We start from the raw sequence: 13,837 nt of genomic DNA, 5'->3' as shown, positions 1-13,837 counted from the left end.
CCGGAGATTTCATGCAGCGACGCCTGCGAGCGGCGATGACGCTCGCCCTGATCAGCCTGCCCGCGACCCTGAGTGTGACCCCCGCCCACGCCGCCCTCCGCACACCGTCGGCCATCGGCCGTACGCCGGGGACCGTGACCCGGGAGGCCGCTGCGCGTACGCGGTGGGTCGCGACCCGGGCGTCGGAGGCCAGGGCTCGTACGTCGTGGGCCGCGGCCCGTACGGCGGAGGCCGCCGTCCGTACGCCCGGGGTCGCCGATGTCGACGGTGACGGGTACGGCGATCTGGCGATCGGGGCGCCGCGCGCGTCCGGCGGCAGGGTGGCCGTCGTGTACGGCTCGCGCGGTGGTGTGAACGTCAAGCGCCATCAGGTCCTCGCCCCGCTCCGGTCGGGAGGCGCGTTCGGCACGGCAGTCGCGACCGCGGACTTCGACGGTGACGGGCATGCCGACCTGGCAGTGGGCGCACCCGGACACGGCACGATCGAGATCTTCACCGGGAGCCGCTCGGGGCTGACCCGGCACGCGGTCCTGACCCCCGGAGATGGGGCGGGGCGGGCCCTCGCGGTCGGCGACGTCGATCACGACGGGCACCCCGACCTCCTCGCGGCGACGAAGTCCGCCCTCCTGGTGATCGGGTTCGCCACCGGCGACGCGAAGGTCGTGGCCACGATCAAGGGCAGGACCGCGGCGCACGTCGCGCTGGCCGCCGGTGACGTGAACGGCGACGGGTACGCCGACGCGGCGTGGAACGCCGACGGCCGCCTGCGTCTCCTCCACGGATCGAAGACCGGGCTGCGGGCGGTGTCCGGCACGGCGAGCGTCGGGTCCACCGGCGGCCTGGCGATCGCCGACGTCAACGGCGATCGCCGCGGGGACGTCGTCGCGGGCGACCCCGCGGGATCCCACGGCGGGCTCGTGAAGATCTATCCCGGCGGCGACCTCCGGCACCCGCGGGCGTTCTCGCAGGACTCCAGCGGCGTGCCCGGTACCGGGGAGAAGGGCGACGAGTTCGGCGCCGCGGTCGCCGCGCGCGACGTCGACGGCGACGGGCGTGCCGAGGTGGTGGTCGGCGCTCCGGGCGAGGACATCGGCAAGCGCCGGAACGCCGGGGCCGTCACGGTCCTGCGCGGGAACGCGCACTGGAAGCTGGGCTCCGGGTCGTCGGCGTTCAGCCAGAACACGGAGGGCGTGCCGGGCGTCGCGGAGACCGGCGACCGGTACGGCGGCGCGCTCTCCCTCGCCGATCTCGACGGCGACACGAGGCTCGACCTGGCCGTCGGCACCCCCGGCGAGAACGGCGGCGACGGCGGCGTCTCGATCTACCCGGGCCAGGGCATCGCCGGCATGACCGTCTTCGGCGGCAAGTCCACCGGCGTGTCCGCCGCCAAGGCCGCCTTCGGCGCTTCCGTCGCGGGCTGACCGCCCGGGGGAGCAGCGCCCGAGGCCGATACAGGGCAGGGCCCGGCCCCGAGCGCAGGGCTTGGCCTGGTACGGCGCCTGGCCTGGGCGGGGCTCGGCCTCGATGCGGGGCTCGACGCCGGTGCTGGACCCGGCACTGCTGCAAGGGCAGGCGCTCGTGCAGCGCGACGTCGGTGCGGCACCCGACGTTGGTGCGGGGCTCGGCGTTGGTGCAGGCCCGGTCCCGATGCAGTGCCCGGCCCTGGCGCAGTGCCCGGCCGTGGCGGGGTTCCCGGCCTTGGCGGGGTTCCCGGCCTTGGCGCAGTGCCGGGCCGTGGTGCAGGGACCGGCGCCAAGGGCGAGGACTGGCTCTAGTGCAGGACGTCGGCGGCGACCTTCAGGTCCGAGACCAGGCCGGCGTACGCCGCGTCGCGGTCGTCGGCGCGCAGCACGGCCGACGGGTGGATGGTCGCGACGTAGAAGCCGTTCTGCGTGGCCGACTCGTCGTCCAGCGGCGGACGCGGGATCAGCTGGCCGCGCTGCTTCGTCACGCGGAAGGACGGGCCGAGGAGCGCCTTGCCCGCCGTCGCGCCGAGCACCACGATCACCTCGGGGTCGATGATCCGCAGCTCGGCGGTGAGCCAGGGCTTGCACGCCGAGATGTGCGCCACATCCGGCGTCTGGTGGATGCGGCGCTTGCCCGGCCCCGACTGGCTGAACCGGAAGTGCTTGACGGAGTTGGTGACGTAGGCGTCGCCCCGCTCGATCCCCGCCTCGGCGAGGGCCTTGTCCAGTAGCCGCCCGCCGGGCCCACGAACGGCGCGCCCTGGCGGTCCTCCTGGTCTCCGGGCTGCTCTCCGACCAGCACCACCCGTGCGGCCGGGCCGCCTGATCCGAGCACGGCCTGGGTGGCGTGCTCGTACAGGTCGCAGCCGTGGCAGTCCTGCACGGAGCGGCGCAGCCCGTCGAGATCCGCCCCGGCCGGGACGTAGTGTTCGGCACCTTCGAAACGTGTCATCGCGCGCTCAATCTACCCAGGGCGGGCCGCCCGAAGCGGCCGGGAAGAGCAGGTCCCCACGGGACGTTCAAAGAATGAGGACATGAGGATCGCCCCCTGCCCTTTTCGGTTCCCCAACCGTCGCTGATCCGCCGTAGCATGGGGCGAGACTGGAGGAAGCCTTGACCGCACACGGCTTGATCGACACCACGGAGATGTATCTCCGTACGATCTTCGAGCTCGAAGAAGAGGGCATCGTCCCCCTTCGCGCGCGCATCGCCGAGCGGTTGTCGCAGAGCGGTCCCACGGTCAGCCAGACGGTCGCGCGGATGGAGCGCGACGGCCTGGTCCGGGTCGAGGGCGACCGTCACCTGGAGCTCACCGACACCGGCCGGTCCCTGGCCGTGCGGGTCATGCGCAAGCACCGGCTCGCCGAATGCCTGCTCGTCAACGTCATCGGCCTGCCGTGGGAGGACGTCCACGTCGAGGCCTGCCGCTGGGAGCACGTGATGTCGGAGGAGGTCGAGCGGCGGATCGTCGCGCTGCTCAGCGGCCCGTCGACGTGCCCGCACGGCAACCCGATCCCCGGATTGGCCGAGCTCGGCGCCACCGCCGAGGCGCCGGAGGCGGAGCCGCTGGCGCTGATGACCGATGTCGCGACCGAGAGCGGGGTCCCCGTGGTCGTGCAGCGGATCAGCGAGCAGGTCCAGGGCGATCGCGCGCTGATGGTCCAACTCAAGCAGATCGGGATTCAACCGGGACGAGAGGTGACGCTTGCGGCCGGCGACGACGGAATCCGAGTGACGCGTGACGACGAAGCCGACAGTCCGTCCGCCGAGATTCCGCACCGCGTGGCGTCTCACGTCTTCGTGTCGAAGCGCTGAGTTGCCGCCGTTCGGCGTATCCCGGCGCGGCGTTCGTCGTTCAATATGTACGGGGGGACGATTGTCCGGGGGGCCGAGTGAGTGATCGCAAGGTGACAGGCCCATGACGCGCCGACGTGATTCGCACGTCGACGCGCTACTGCCGCCGAAGACCGTGCTGGACGCCATGGAGATGGCGGTCATCGTCTGCGACCGGTACGGCAACGTCATCTATACCAACCCCTTCACCGAGACCCTCCTCGGGTTCGGTGGCCCGGAGTACATCGGCCGGTCGTGGCTGTCCCTCGGCGTCGCCGAGGAGGACCATGAGCAGGCCAAGGAGCTGGGCCGGCGCGTCCTGCGCGGCGCGGTGTGGGAGGGGACCTTCTGCAACGTCCGGGCCGACGGCAGCACCGTCTACACCCGGGCGTACGCCGTGCCCCTGCGTCACCCCTCCGGCAGCGTCGAGGGCCTGGTCATCTTCGGCCGGGAGGCGCTGCGCAGCAACCAGCGCGACCAGGACCGCTACGGCCTGCTCGAGCGGATCGGCGAGCGGCTGGCCGGCTCGCTGGAGCTGCAGCAGACCCTGCGCCGGGTCGCCGACACGCTCGTCCCCCAGTTCGCCGATCACTGCTTCATCGACCTGTTCAGCGGCGACCAGCTCGTCCGGCGGGTAGGCCGGGCACGCCGGCGCCTGGACCCCGCCGCCGGGCACCTGGCGGGAGATCGGCGACACGGTCGAGTACCCACCCGGTCACTTCTGCGCGAAGGCGATGACGCGCCGCGACGCGGTGCTGGTCGACGACGTCGTCGCCGACCGGATGAAGGCGCCGACCCCGGCGAGCAGGCGGCTCGGCGAGGAGGTCGGCGTGACCTCGATCATCGCGGCGCCCCTGCTGGCGCGCGGGGAGCTGCTCGGTGTGATGAGCCTGGCCCTGTCCGGCCTCACCGTACGGCCCGACCCGCACTACGACGGATTCGACCGCGACCTCATCGGCGCCATCGCGAGCCGGGTGGCGCTGGCGATCGACAACGCCATGCTGTTCGAGGAGGAGCGCGAGACCGCCCTGGCGTTCCAGAAGCAGCTCCTGCCCGGGGACCGGCCGCCGCCCCTCGACGGGCTGGAGATCGCCTGGCGGTACGAACCGGCCCGGCCGCTGGAGTCCCACGGCCAGGGCATCCAGACGCAGGTCGGCGGCGACTGGTACGACGTGATCCCGCTGTCGGCGGGCCGGGTCGGCCTGGTCATCGGCGACGTCGAGGGCCGGGGCGCCCGCGCCGCCGCCGTCATGGGGCAGTTGCGGGCGGCGCTGCGCGCGTTCGCGCAGGACGACAAGCCGCCGGCCGACATCCTTCTCAAGCTGGACGAGTGGGTGCGCACGATGAGCACCCCCGTCCGGTACGCCAACGGCGCCACCCCCGGCGGCCAGGAGACGCCACTCGTCTCCGTCACCTACTTCGTGTACGACGCCTGGTCCCGCCACCTTTCCTTCGCCAACGCGGGCCACCAGCCGCCGCTGCTCGTCCTCGACGGCGAGGTCGGAGAGCTTGAGGCCAGCGGCAGGGGCGCCATGCTCGGCGTCCGCCAGCCGGGCGTGGGCGGCGACATCCGGTTCGAGGAGGAGACCCGCGAGCTGCCGCCCGGCAGCACGCTGGTCCTCTACACCGACGGGCTGATCGAACGCCTGCCCAAGGAGGACGGCGACCACCACAGCCGGGAGCAGGCGCGCGAGCAGTTGTACGAAGCGGTCCGCAAGGCGGCCCGCGGCGACGTCGAGTCGATCGCCAACGCGGCGTTCGAGGCCGTCCCCGGCGAGATCGACGACGACGTGGCCATCGTCGTGGTCCGCACCGCGCCGACCCGGCTGCAGGTCGAGGAGCGCACCTTCCCCGCCGAGCCGATCATGGTGTCGGAGGCGCGTCGGCTGGCCGCCGAGACGTTCGCCGACTGGGGCATGCTGGACGAACAGTCCGACATGGCCTGCCTGCTGGTCTCCGAGGTGGTCACCAACGTCGTGCTGCACGCGGCCAACTCCCCGGCCCCACGCCGCGAGTTCGTGCTGGAGGGCGCGCTGGGCCTCGACGGCCCGGGCGGCTTCGACGACCCGTGGGAGCTGCCCGACCTGACCCGCCGCGAGCCCGCCACCAAGGAGTTCACGCTCCGGCTGCGGCGAGGCGGGAAGGCCGTCTGGGTCGAGGTGCTGGACAAGGACATGCGCCTGCCCCGCATCAGGAGCGCCGGGGAGACCGACGAAGGCGGCCGTGGCCTCTACCTCGTCGACCAGCTCGCCGCCCGGTGGGGCTCCCGCCCCACGAGCGACGGCAAGGCAGTGTGGTTCGAGATCCCCCTCAGGTCCTGACCCGGCCCACGGGTCGGCACCCCGCACCACCGGGGCGCCGTGGCACGCCGTCGCGTCCGGACGCCCACGTCACTCCGCCCACGTCACTCCGCCCACGTCACTTCGGTCGCGTCACTCCGCCCACGTCACTTCGGTCGCGTCACTTCGGTCGCGTCACTCCGACCGCGTCACTTGGGCCGCGTCACTTCGGTCGCGTCTTGGGCCGCATCACTTCAACCACGTCCACCGTGTCCCGCGCCGGCGCGGTCGCCGTCGAGGCGCCGACGGCTGATCAGTCTTCGGCCGATTCCGCCGCTTCGGTGCCGAAGCCGTTCAGCGACCGGCGTTCGTCGTCGGTGAGCGTCTCCTGGAACACCGTGATGTGCAGGCCCGCCGGGGCGTCGAGGCGCGCGTTCAGTGACTGCCAGGGGGTCAGCGTGGGCGGGGCCACCTGTTCGGCGCCGGCGGACACCAGGCGGTCGGTCGTGGCCTGAGCGTCGTCGACCTCGAACGCGACCCGAATCTTGGGCGCGACCTGACGCCCTACCTCGACGTCGTCGATGTACCGCTTGTGCGCCGGGTTCGCGATCTCCAGGGTGGCCCGGCCGACGTCCAGGATCACGACACGGGCGTCCTCGTCGCTGGAGAAGGCCGCCTGCTCGGGGAGGCCCAGCGCGTCGCGGTAGAAGGCGAGCGCGGCCTCGTAGTCCTCGGCCTCGACGACCAGGCGAAGCTGGCGGACGGGCGAGGATCCACGATCATCTGTCATGGACCACGGAGTCTAAGGCGTGCCCGGTGGCACGCCTTAGGGTGGAGGCATGCTGGCGTGGGAGGTCCGGCAGCCCGGGCCGATCAGGACCGAGCCCCTGCGGGCGGCGGACCGGCCGGTTCCCGAGCCGGGGCCTGGAGAGGTGCTTCTGCGCGTGCGCGCCTGCGGGGTGTGCCGGACCGACCTGCACGTCGCCGAAGGAGACCTGCCGCCGCACCTGCCCGGCGTGACGCCCGGCCACGAGATCGTCGGCGAGGTCGTGACCCCGGGCGAACGCTTCGCGGTGGGCGACCGGGTCGGCGCGGCGTGGCTGCGCGGCACCTGCGGGATGTGCAAGTACTGCCGGCGCGGCGACGAGAACCTCTGCCCCCGCTCGGTCTACACCGGCTGGGACGCGCACGGTGGATACGCCGAGTTCGCGGTCGCCCCGGAGGCGTACATCTATCCGCTGCCCGGCGACCGGGCCGACGTCGAGCTCGCACCGCTGCTGTGCGCCGGGATCATCGGCTACCGCGCGCTGCGCAGCGCCGCCCTGCCGCCCGCCGGACGGCTCGGCATCTGGGGTTTCGGCGGGTCGGCGCACCTCGCAGCGCAGGTCGCCATGGCCGAGGGCGCCGAGGTCCACGTGTTCACCCGGGCGGCGGCGGCCCGCGCTCTGGCGCTCGAGCTCGGGGCGGCATCCGCGCAGGACTCGTTCGATCCGAGCCCTGAGCCGCTCGACTCGGCGATCATCTTCGCACCCGCTGGCGAACTCGTCCCGGCCGCCCTCGAACGCCTCGACCGCGGCGGGACCCTCGCCATCGCCGGCATCCACCTCACCGACATCCCGGCCCTGAACTACCAGGCCGACCTCTTCCAGGAGCGCCGGCTCCGCAGCGTGACCGCCAACACGCGCGCGGACGGCGAGGAGTTCCTCCGGCTGGCCGACCGGCTGCGGCTCAAGGTCACGGTCACGCCCTACCCCCTGACCGAGGCGGACCGCGCGCTGGCGGACCTGGCCGCCGACCGGGTCAACGGTGCGGCGGTGCTGCTTCCACCAGACCCCCGCTGACCGGCTCGCCCGCGCGATCCCTCGGCCGGTCTGCCGTTATGCGACGCTGCCTACGTACGGTCGGCGCCGACGGCTTCGTCGCCTACGTGCGCCGCACCGGCCGTCGCCTACGTACGGTCCGCGCCGGCGGGTTCGGTGGCGTCACCTGCGTTCGGGCCGCGCCGGTGGGCGCGGCGGCGTCGCCTACGTTCGGGCCGCGCCGGCGGGTGCGGCGGCGACGTAGGCCCATGACTGGGTGAACCACAGCTCCCGGCCGATCAGGCGAGGGCGCGCTCCGGTCTTCGGGCCGCCGTCGAGCTCGGCGGTCAGCTCCTCCCGGATCCGGTCGCCGTTTCCGGCGTCGGCGAGCCACGGATCGATCGGACGCTCGATGGTGAACACCTCGAGCCGGCGCGTCTCGCCTCCGGCCTCGTGGACCAGGCCCATCAGCTCGCCGAACGTGTGCGTCGTCGTACGGGCCGGGTCACGGAGGCGTTCGATGCGGCCGCTGTCGCCGGCGCGGGTCCGTACGAGGTCGGCGATGATGAGCCGTCCGGAGCAGACGCCGAGGAGCCGCCGGATCAGGCCCACCGGGTCGGGTGCCGGCGTCAGGCGGGCGGTGATCAGGGTGAACGGCCCCTCGGGCAGGGCGGTGGCGTCCGCGCTGGTCACGTGCTGAACCCACGGGCCGAGGAGCGGCGCGACGTCGGAGGCGCCGCAGGTGACGTCGAGACAGGTGTCGTCCGGCCGGGGTTCGGCGAACTCCACAAGTCTGCGCACGTGACAGGCGGTTTCGGTCGCGTGCGCGCTGGCTTGTGGCATGGGCCCTCCCGGGCAGAGCGATGCTTCGTAAGCGATAAGACGCAGCACCGGCACCTTGGGTTCGGTGACGACACTACTTTCCGGCCTGGTGTTGCCCCCACATCATGAGTGCGACGATCACGAAGACGACCATGAGCCCGATGACGCGATCACGGGACATGCCGAGCCCGATGCGTTTCGCGACGCGGCTGACGATGAATGCCACGAGGATCGCCAGTAGTGCAAGCGTTACGACCCCACTCACGCTTCTTCTCCTCCGGTCCGACCCGAACCCAGACTAACCCGGTGGAGCCCCGCGCTGCATGACGCCGCTCATCCGCGGGTACGGCGAGGAACATTACAGATGGTAATGCGACAGTTACCGACAGGGGGAGACATGCAGCGTCATCCGTACCTGTGCGCGCTTCCGGCGGCGGCTGCGATCGTCACGGCGGCCGTCACCGTCACGGCGGCCCCGGCGTCCGGCGCCGGTGCCGCGCGGCCGACGTCGGTGACGGTCGCGCCGGCGTCCCGGGCCCCGGTGTCCGCTCAGGACCGCACCTGGCTGCGAGAGGCTCATCAGGCCAACCTCGCCGAGATCGACGTCGGCGGGCTGGCCCAGAAGAAGGGCGCGACCCCGGCGGTGCGCTCGGCCGGCCGGATGCTCGTGACCGACCACACCGCCTTCGACGGCAAGGTGACCCGCTTGGCCGAGCGTCTGGGGGTGTCCCTGCCCAAGACGCCCACGCCGGCCGACACGGCCGTCGCCGACCGGCTGAAGAAGGAATCGGGGAAGACCTTCGACCAGGACTTCCTCAGCGCCATGGCGAGCGGGCACCAGAAAGTCATCGCCGACACCCGGACCCAGATCTCCCAGGGATCGTCCCCCCGGGTGATCGCCCTGGCCAAGAAGGCCCTCCCCGAGCTGCGCACGCACCTGGCGATGATCCGGAAGGCCGAGACCTCCGGCTGAGCGGTCCTCACACGCTCACCTTCGCGGGGGCGGAGTCGGTGAGCAGGTCGTCGAGCGAGGCCAGGAGCCGGTCCACCGGGACGGACAGGGGCTGGTAGACGAGCCAGCCGTCGGAGCGGGACCGCCGGGCGCGGAGCCGTTCCCGGAGCCGGTGGTTCGTGTCGCGCAGGGCGTCCCTGCCGGCCGGCGGCGGCCATGGCGCGTTCAGGTAATGACACCGATACGTCCGTACGGTGTCGGCGCCGTGGTCCAGGACGTCGCAGCAGAGGGCGACGAACTCGTGATCGGGATCGGGCATCCCGGCCCTGATGGCGTCGACGCGCGCCCGGTGCAGGGTCGACGTCCGCTTGGCGACGACCTCCAGCGGCAGGAGGACGGGGGAGGGATCCGCCGGGGAGTCGCCCATCCGGCGGCGGGGGTTCAAGCGGAGACTCTCGTGACCCCACCTGATCGCCGCCCAGGCCTCCTCGACCCGTGTGGACGTGCGGCCGGCCCGGCGGAGGCACTCGTTCGCCGCGTCCGCGTCCCACGTCTCGCGCAGTGCGGCGGCCGCCCCCTCCAGCACCTCGGCCAGCTCGCCGGCGACGGAGTCGATCGCCCGCCGGGCGTCGCGCAGGTGGACCGGCGGGAGGACCAGCGCGTTCACCGTGACTCCCACGACCGTCCCGAGCCCGGTCTCCAGCAGCCGGGAGAAGAGCTGGTGCAGGGAGGGGTCCCCGGAGGTGAGCACCAGCATCGCGGTCGTCGCTCCGTAGATGCCCTGGTCGCCGAACTCCCGCCAGTACGCCAGCGGCACGGTCACGACCAGCACGAGCGCCAGGGTCAGGGTCCGGTCGCCGAGCAGCACGTACCCGCCCGTCGCGCCCAGCAGTCCGACGACGACCGCGACGAGCTGCTGCACGGCCTTGACGACCGAGCGGTAGACGGTGGCGTGCACCATGACGAGGGCGACCCAGGGCGCGAGGTACGCCAGCGGCGCCTCGAGCCACAGCGCGGCGATCACCCAGGCGAGGAGCGCGGCGGCGGTCGCCTTGAGCGACTGGATGGCGATGTCCCGCTCTCGGCCGGATCCGCGGACGGCGTTCGCGGCCGAGCGCAGCAGGTTCCGCAGGGGCCGGCTCAGCCATTCGGGCGTACGCGGGGGTGGCATCCAGCACCACCTGCCCGAATGCCGGGGGTGTTTAACGTGTGATCTCAGGGAACACGAATCGGTGGTTTCGCGCCGATCAAGGAGGCCAGGGCCCGCCGCGGAAGGGAGACCACATGTCGGCAGACGCCCGCAACGCGCAGGGACAACGGGACGAGCGTGGCCGATGGGCGATCCTCGGCGCGCTGATGCTCGCCATGCTCCTCGCCGCGCTCGACCAGACGATCGTCTCGACCGCCCTGCCGACGATCGTCGGCGACCTCGGCGGGTTCAGCCACCTGTCCTGGGTAGTGACCGCGTACATGCTCGCCACCACGGCGTCGACCCCGCTGTGGGGCAAGCTCGGCGACCTGTACGGCCGTAAGGCGCTGTTCATGGGCGCGATCGTGATCTTCCTGGTCGGGTCGGCGCTGTGCGGCATCGCGTGGAACATGAACTCGCTGATCGGGTTCCGCGCCCTCCAAGGACTCGGCGGCGGCGGCCTGATGGTCCTCGCCCAGGCGATCGTCGGCGACATCGTGCCGCCCCGGGAACGCGGGCGCTACCAGGGCGTGTTCGGCGCGGTGTTCGGCGTGTCCAGCGTCGTCGGGCCGCTGCTCGGCGGCCTGTTCGTGGACCACCTGAGCTGGCGGTGGGTCTTCTACGTCAACCTGCCCATCGGCGTCGTCGCGCTCGCCGTGATCGCCGCCGTGCTGCACACCCGTACGGTCCGGGAACAGCACCGGATCGACTACCTGGGCACCGCACTCCTCGCGGGCGCGGCCGTGTGCCTCGTCCTCATGACGACCTGGGGCGGCACGCAGTACCCCTGGGCGTCGGCCGAGATCATCGGGCTCGGCGTCGCCGCCGTCGTGCTGGGCGTGGCCTGGTGGTTCGCCGAGCGGCGGGCCGCCGAACCGGTACTGCCGCTCCACCTGTTCCGGCGCTCGGTGTTCTCGCTCGGCTCGGCGATCTCGTTCGTGGTCGGCTTCGCGATGTTCGGCTCCCTCACCTTCCTGCCGATCTTCCTGCAGGTCGTGCACGGCGTCTCGCCGACGCTGTCGGGCGTGCACCTGCTGCCGATGATGGCCGGAATGCTGGTGACCTCGATCGTGTCCGGCCAGCTCATCGCCCGCACCGGCAGGTACAAGGCATATCCGCTGGTCGGCTCGGCGGTGATGACCCTCGGGCTGTACCTGCTGTCGGGGATGGACGAGCACGCCTCGACGCTCCTGACGAGCATCTACTTCTGCGTGCTCGGCCTCGGCCTGGGCCTCATCATGCAGGTCCTCGTCATCGCCGTGCAGAACGCCGTCGGCTACGAGGACCTCGGGGCGGCGACGTCCGGTGTGACGTTCTTCCGGTCGATCGGCGGGTCGTTCGGCGTCGCGGTGTTCGGCTCCATCTTCGCCAACCGCCTGACGGAGCACACCGCCGACGCCCTGCGCGGCGCGCGCCTGCCCGCCGGCTTCGACCCGGCGGCACTGCGGGCGAACCCCAAGGTGCTCGGCTCCCTCCCGCAGGAGACGGCCGCGAAGATCCTGCACGCGTACGCGGCCTCGATACAGGACGTCTTCCTCTGGTCGGTCCCCGTCGCAGTGCTGGCCTTCCTCCTGACCTGGTTCCTGCGGGAGAGCCCGCTGCGCGGCACCTCGCGCGCCCCCGACCTCGGCGAGGGGCTCGGCGGCGCGCCGACCGAGCGCTCCTCGCGCCACGAGATCGAACGCGCGCTCTCCCAGCTCATGCGTCGCGATCCGCGGGCACGGGAGATGTACGCCCGGCTCGGCGCGCGGTCCGGCGTGAACCTGCCACCGGGCAGCATGTGGGCGCTGTGCCGCGTCGCGCGGGACGGCACCGTGCCCGGTGCCGAACTCGTCGCCCGCGCGGGCGTCACCCTGGAGGAGGGCCGCCCTTCCGTCGACCGTCTGGTGGCCGACGGGCTGATGGAGCGCTCCGACGGCCTCCTGCGGGTCACGGACGCGGGGCGCCTCGTGGCCGACCGGCTCGTCGAGGCCCGCCGTGACGGGCTGGGGCACCTGGTCGACGGCTGGAGCCCCGACGAGCACCCCGAGCTCGCCGACCTCCTGGACGGCCTCGCCCGCGACTCCCTCGGCACCGACGACGACTCCGTGCTGCCCGACCCCCAGGCGGTACAACACTGAATCACGCCTCCCGCGGCAGGGCCAGGAGGAGGGCGAGACCGGCGAGGACGAGGACCAGGGCGAACGCGCACCCAGCCGCGAACGCCTGGTCCCAGCCGCGGGGGACCGCCCGGAACGCGACGACGCCGACCAGGGCGACGCCCACCGAGCCGCCGACCTGCTGGGCCGTGGCCAGCACACCCGAGGCGGTGCCGACCTGCTCCTCCCGTACGCCCTTCAGGGCCACGTTGAGCAGCGGCGTCTGCACCAGCCCCATGCCCGCGCCGAGGACGACCGTCGCCGCCATGATCGAGACCGTGGTGTACGACTCCAGGAGCAGCACGGTGAGGCCGGCCGCCGCGATCACGGCCCCCACGACGAGCAGCCGGCGTCCGAGGAGCGGGACCAGGCCGGCGGCCAGCGACCCCGCCAGGAAGGCCAGCGCGAACGGCGTGAACGCCAGCCCGGCGCGCAGCGCGGTCAGTCGTAGCCCCTCCTGCAGCTCCAGGGCCATCACGAAGTTGAAGCCGTTCACCATCACGTACCAGGTCAGGACGATCACGACGCCGAGGGTGAACGGGCGGTCCCGGAACAGCCGCGGGTCGACGAGCGGGTCGGCGACCCGGCGTTCCGCGGCGGCGAACGCGGCCAGCGCGAGGGGCGCGGCGGCCAGGCAGAGCCACGTCCACACCGGCCAGCCCAGCTGGCGGCCCTCGATCAGAGGCAGGACGAGGAGGATCAGCGCGCCGCTGAGCAGGACCATGCCCGGCCGGTCGATCCGGCCGGCCGTGGCGGCACGCGACTCCGGGATCAGGACCCGGGCGGCCAGGAAGATCGCCGCTCCGAGGGGCAGGTTCACGAGGAACACCGCGCGCCAGGGCAGCGCCTGGAGCATGACTCCGCCGAGCACCTGCCCGGCCACCGAGGCCATGCCGAGGACCGCGCCCATGACCGCGAACGGCCGGTCCCGGCGGTCCGGCGGGAAGAGCACCTGGACGAGGGAGAACGCCTGGGGCAGGGCGAGCGCGGAGCCGACCCCCTGCACGAGCCGGGCGGCGACCAGGAAACCGGCGTCCGGCGCGAGACCGCTCGCCGCCGACGCCACGGTGAACAGCGCGACTCCCGCACAGAACATCCGCCGCCGGCCGTACCGATCGCCGAGCCGCCCGCCGGTCACGAGCGTGACGGCGTAGGTGAGCTGGAACCCGGCGAGCACGAGCTGTCCGACGGCCGGCGACGCGTGCAGGGCGCGTTCGATCGCCGGGACGGCCACCAGCACCTTGAACAGGTCGCTGATGGTGAGGAAGACGCCCGCGTACGCCGCGATCAGCGCGGGCCACGGCCGGATCCGCGTCCGTTCGGGGGCTTGCGTGAGAGCTGTCATGTCTCCCACGATGG

Annotated in this window: 10 protein-coding genes and 2 pseudogenes; 6 read left to right on the top strand and 6 right to left on the bottom strand. The window is 72.7% G+C overall.

Features of this window, described 5'->3' with window-relative positions; genetic code table 11:
- Positions 1–11: 11 nt before the first annotated feature.
- Positions 12–1,421, top strand: coding sequence for an FG-GAP-like repeat-containing protein (locus ACYVF7_RS53165; protein ID WP_460355085.1), 1,410 nt, complete (start codon positions 12–14; stop codon positions 1,419–1,421).
- 350 nt (positions 1,422–1,771) lie between these two features.
- Here ACYVF7_RS53165 and ACYVF7_RS53160 read toward each other — a convergent pair.
- Positions 1,772–2,418 (bottom strand): annotated as a pseudogene (locus ACYVF7_RS53160) (UdgX family uracil-DNA binding protein).
- Positions 2,419–2,579: 161 nt separating this feature from the next.
- On the opposite strand from ACYVF7_RS53160, the gene ACYVF7_RS53155 reads away from it, so the two are divergent.
- Positions 2,580–3,281 carry a metal-dependent transcriptional regulator gene (locus ACYVF7_RS53155; protein ID WP_460355082.1) on the top strand — a complete coding sequence of 234 codons (702 nt, stop codon included), beginning with the start codon at positions 2,580–2,582 and terminating at the stop codon, positions 3,279–3,281.
- 103 nt (positions 3,282–3,384) lie between these two features.
- Positions 3,385–5,620: pseudogene (locus tag ACYVF7_RS53150) on the top strand (SpoIIE family protein phosphatase).
- A gap of 271 nt (positions 5,621–5,891) precedes the next feature.
- Here ACYVF7_RS53150 and ACYVF7_RS53145 read toward each other — a convergent pair.
- Complete coding sequence (locus ACYVF7_RS53145; RefSeq protein WP_460355080.1) at positions 5,892–6,368, bottom strand: VOC family protein; 477 nt, start codon at positions 6,366–6,368, stop codon at positions 5,892–5,894.
- 49 nt (positions 6,369–6,417) lie between these two features.
- On the opposite strand from ACYVF7_RS53145, the gene ACYVF7_RS53140 reads away from it, so the two are divergent.
- Positions 6,418–7,419 (top strand): zinc-dependent alcohol dehydrogenase family protein, encoded by a 1,002-nt coding sequence (locus ACYVF7_RS53140; protein ID WP_460355077.1) that lies wholly within the window; start codon positions 6,418–6,420, stop codon positions 7,417–7,419.
- A gap of 183 nt (positions 7,420–7,602) precedes the next feature.
- Here ACYVF7_RS53140 and ACYVF7_RS53135 read toward each other — a convergent pair whose 3' ends face one another.
- Together ACYVF7_RS53135 and ACYVF7_RS53130 are read right to left on the bottom strand one after the other, a co-directional pair.
- Positions 7,603–8,178, bottom strand: coding sequence for a class I SAM-dependent methyltransferase (locus tag ACYVF7_RS53135; protein ID WP_460355075.1), 576 nt, complete (start codon positions 8,176–8,178; stop codon positions 7,603–7,605).
- Between the two features lie 115 nt (positions 8,179–8,293).
- A complete protein-coding gene (locus tag ACYVF7_RS53130; RefSeq protein WP_460355074.1) occupies positions 8,294–8,464 on the bottom strand; it encodes a hypothetical protein in 171 nt (56 codons plus the stop codon).
- 132 nt (positions 8,465–8,596) lie between these two features.
- Here ACYVF7_RS53130 and ACYVF7_RS53125 point away from each other — a divergent pair, with 132 nt between their 5' ends.
- Positions 8,597–9,172 carry a DUF4142 domain-containing protein gene (locus ACYVF7_RS53125; RefSeq protein ID WP_460355073.1) on the top strand — a complete coding sequence of 192 codons (576 nt, stop codon included), beginning with the start codon at positions 8,597–8,599 and terminating at the stop codon, positions 9,170–9,172.
- Positions 9,173–9,179: 7 nt separating this feature from the next.
- Here the strand turns inward: ACYVF7_RS53125 and ACYVF7_RS53120 are convergent, their stop codons facing one another.
- Positions 9,180–10,322, bottom strand: coding sequence for an FUSC family protein (locus ACYVF7_RS53120; protein WP_460355070.1), 1,143 nt, complete (start codon positions 10,320–10,322; stop codon positions 9,180–9,182).
- 113 nt (positions 10,323–10,435) lie between these two features.
- Between ACYVF7_RS53120 and ACYVF7_RS53115 the strand changes: the two genes are divergently transcribed.
- Positions 10,436–12,460 (top strand): MFS transporter, encoded by a 2,025-nt coding sequence (locus tag ACYVF7_RS53115; protein WP_460355067.1) that lies wholly within the window; start codon positions 10,436–10,438, stop codon positions 12,458–12,460.
- A 1-nt stretch (position 12,461) separates the two neighbouring features.
- Here the strand turns inward: ACYVF7_RS53115 and ACYVF7_RS53110 are convergent, their stop codons facing one another.
- Complete coding sequence (locus tag ACYVF7_RS53110; protein WP_460355065.1) at positions 12,462–13,823, bottom strand: MFS transporter; 1,362 nt, start codon at positions 13,821–13,823, stop codon at positions 12,462–12,464.
- Positions 13,824–13,837: the final 14 nt, after the last annotated feature.

The organism is Actinoallomurus acanthiterrae (genome assembly GCF_054775715.1).
This window is presented reverse-complemented; position numbering and strand designations above follow the sequence as displayed.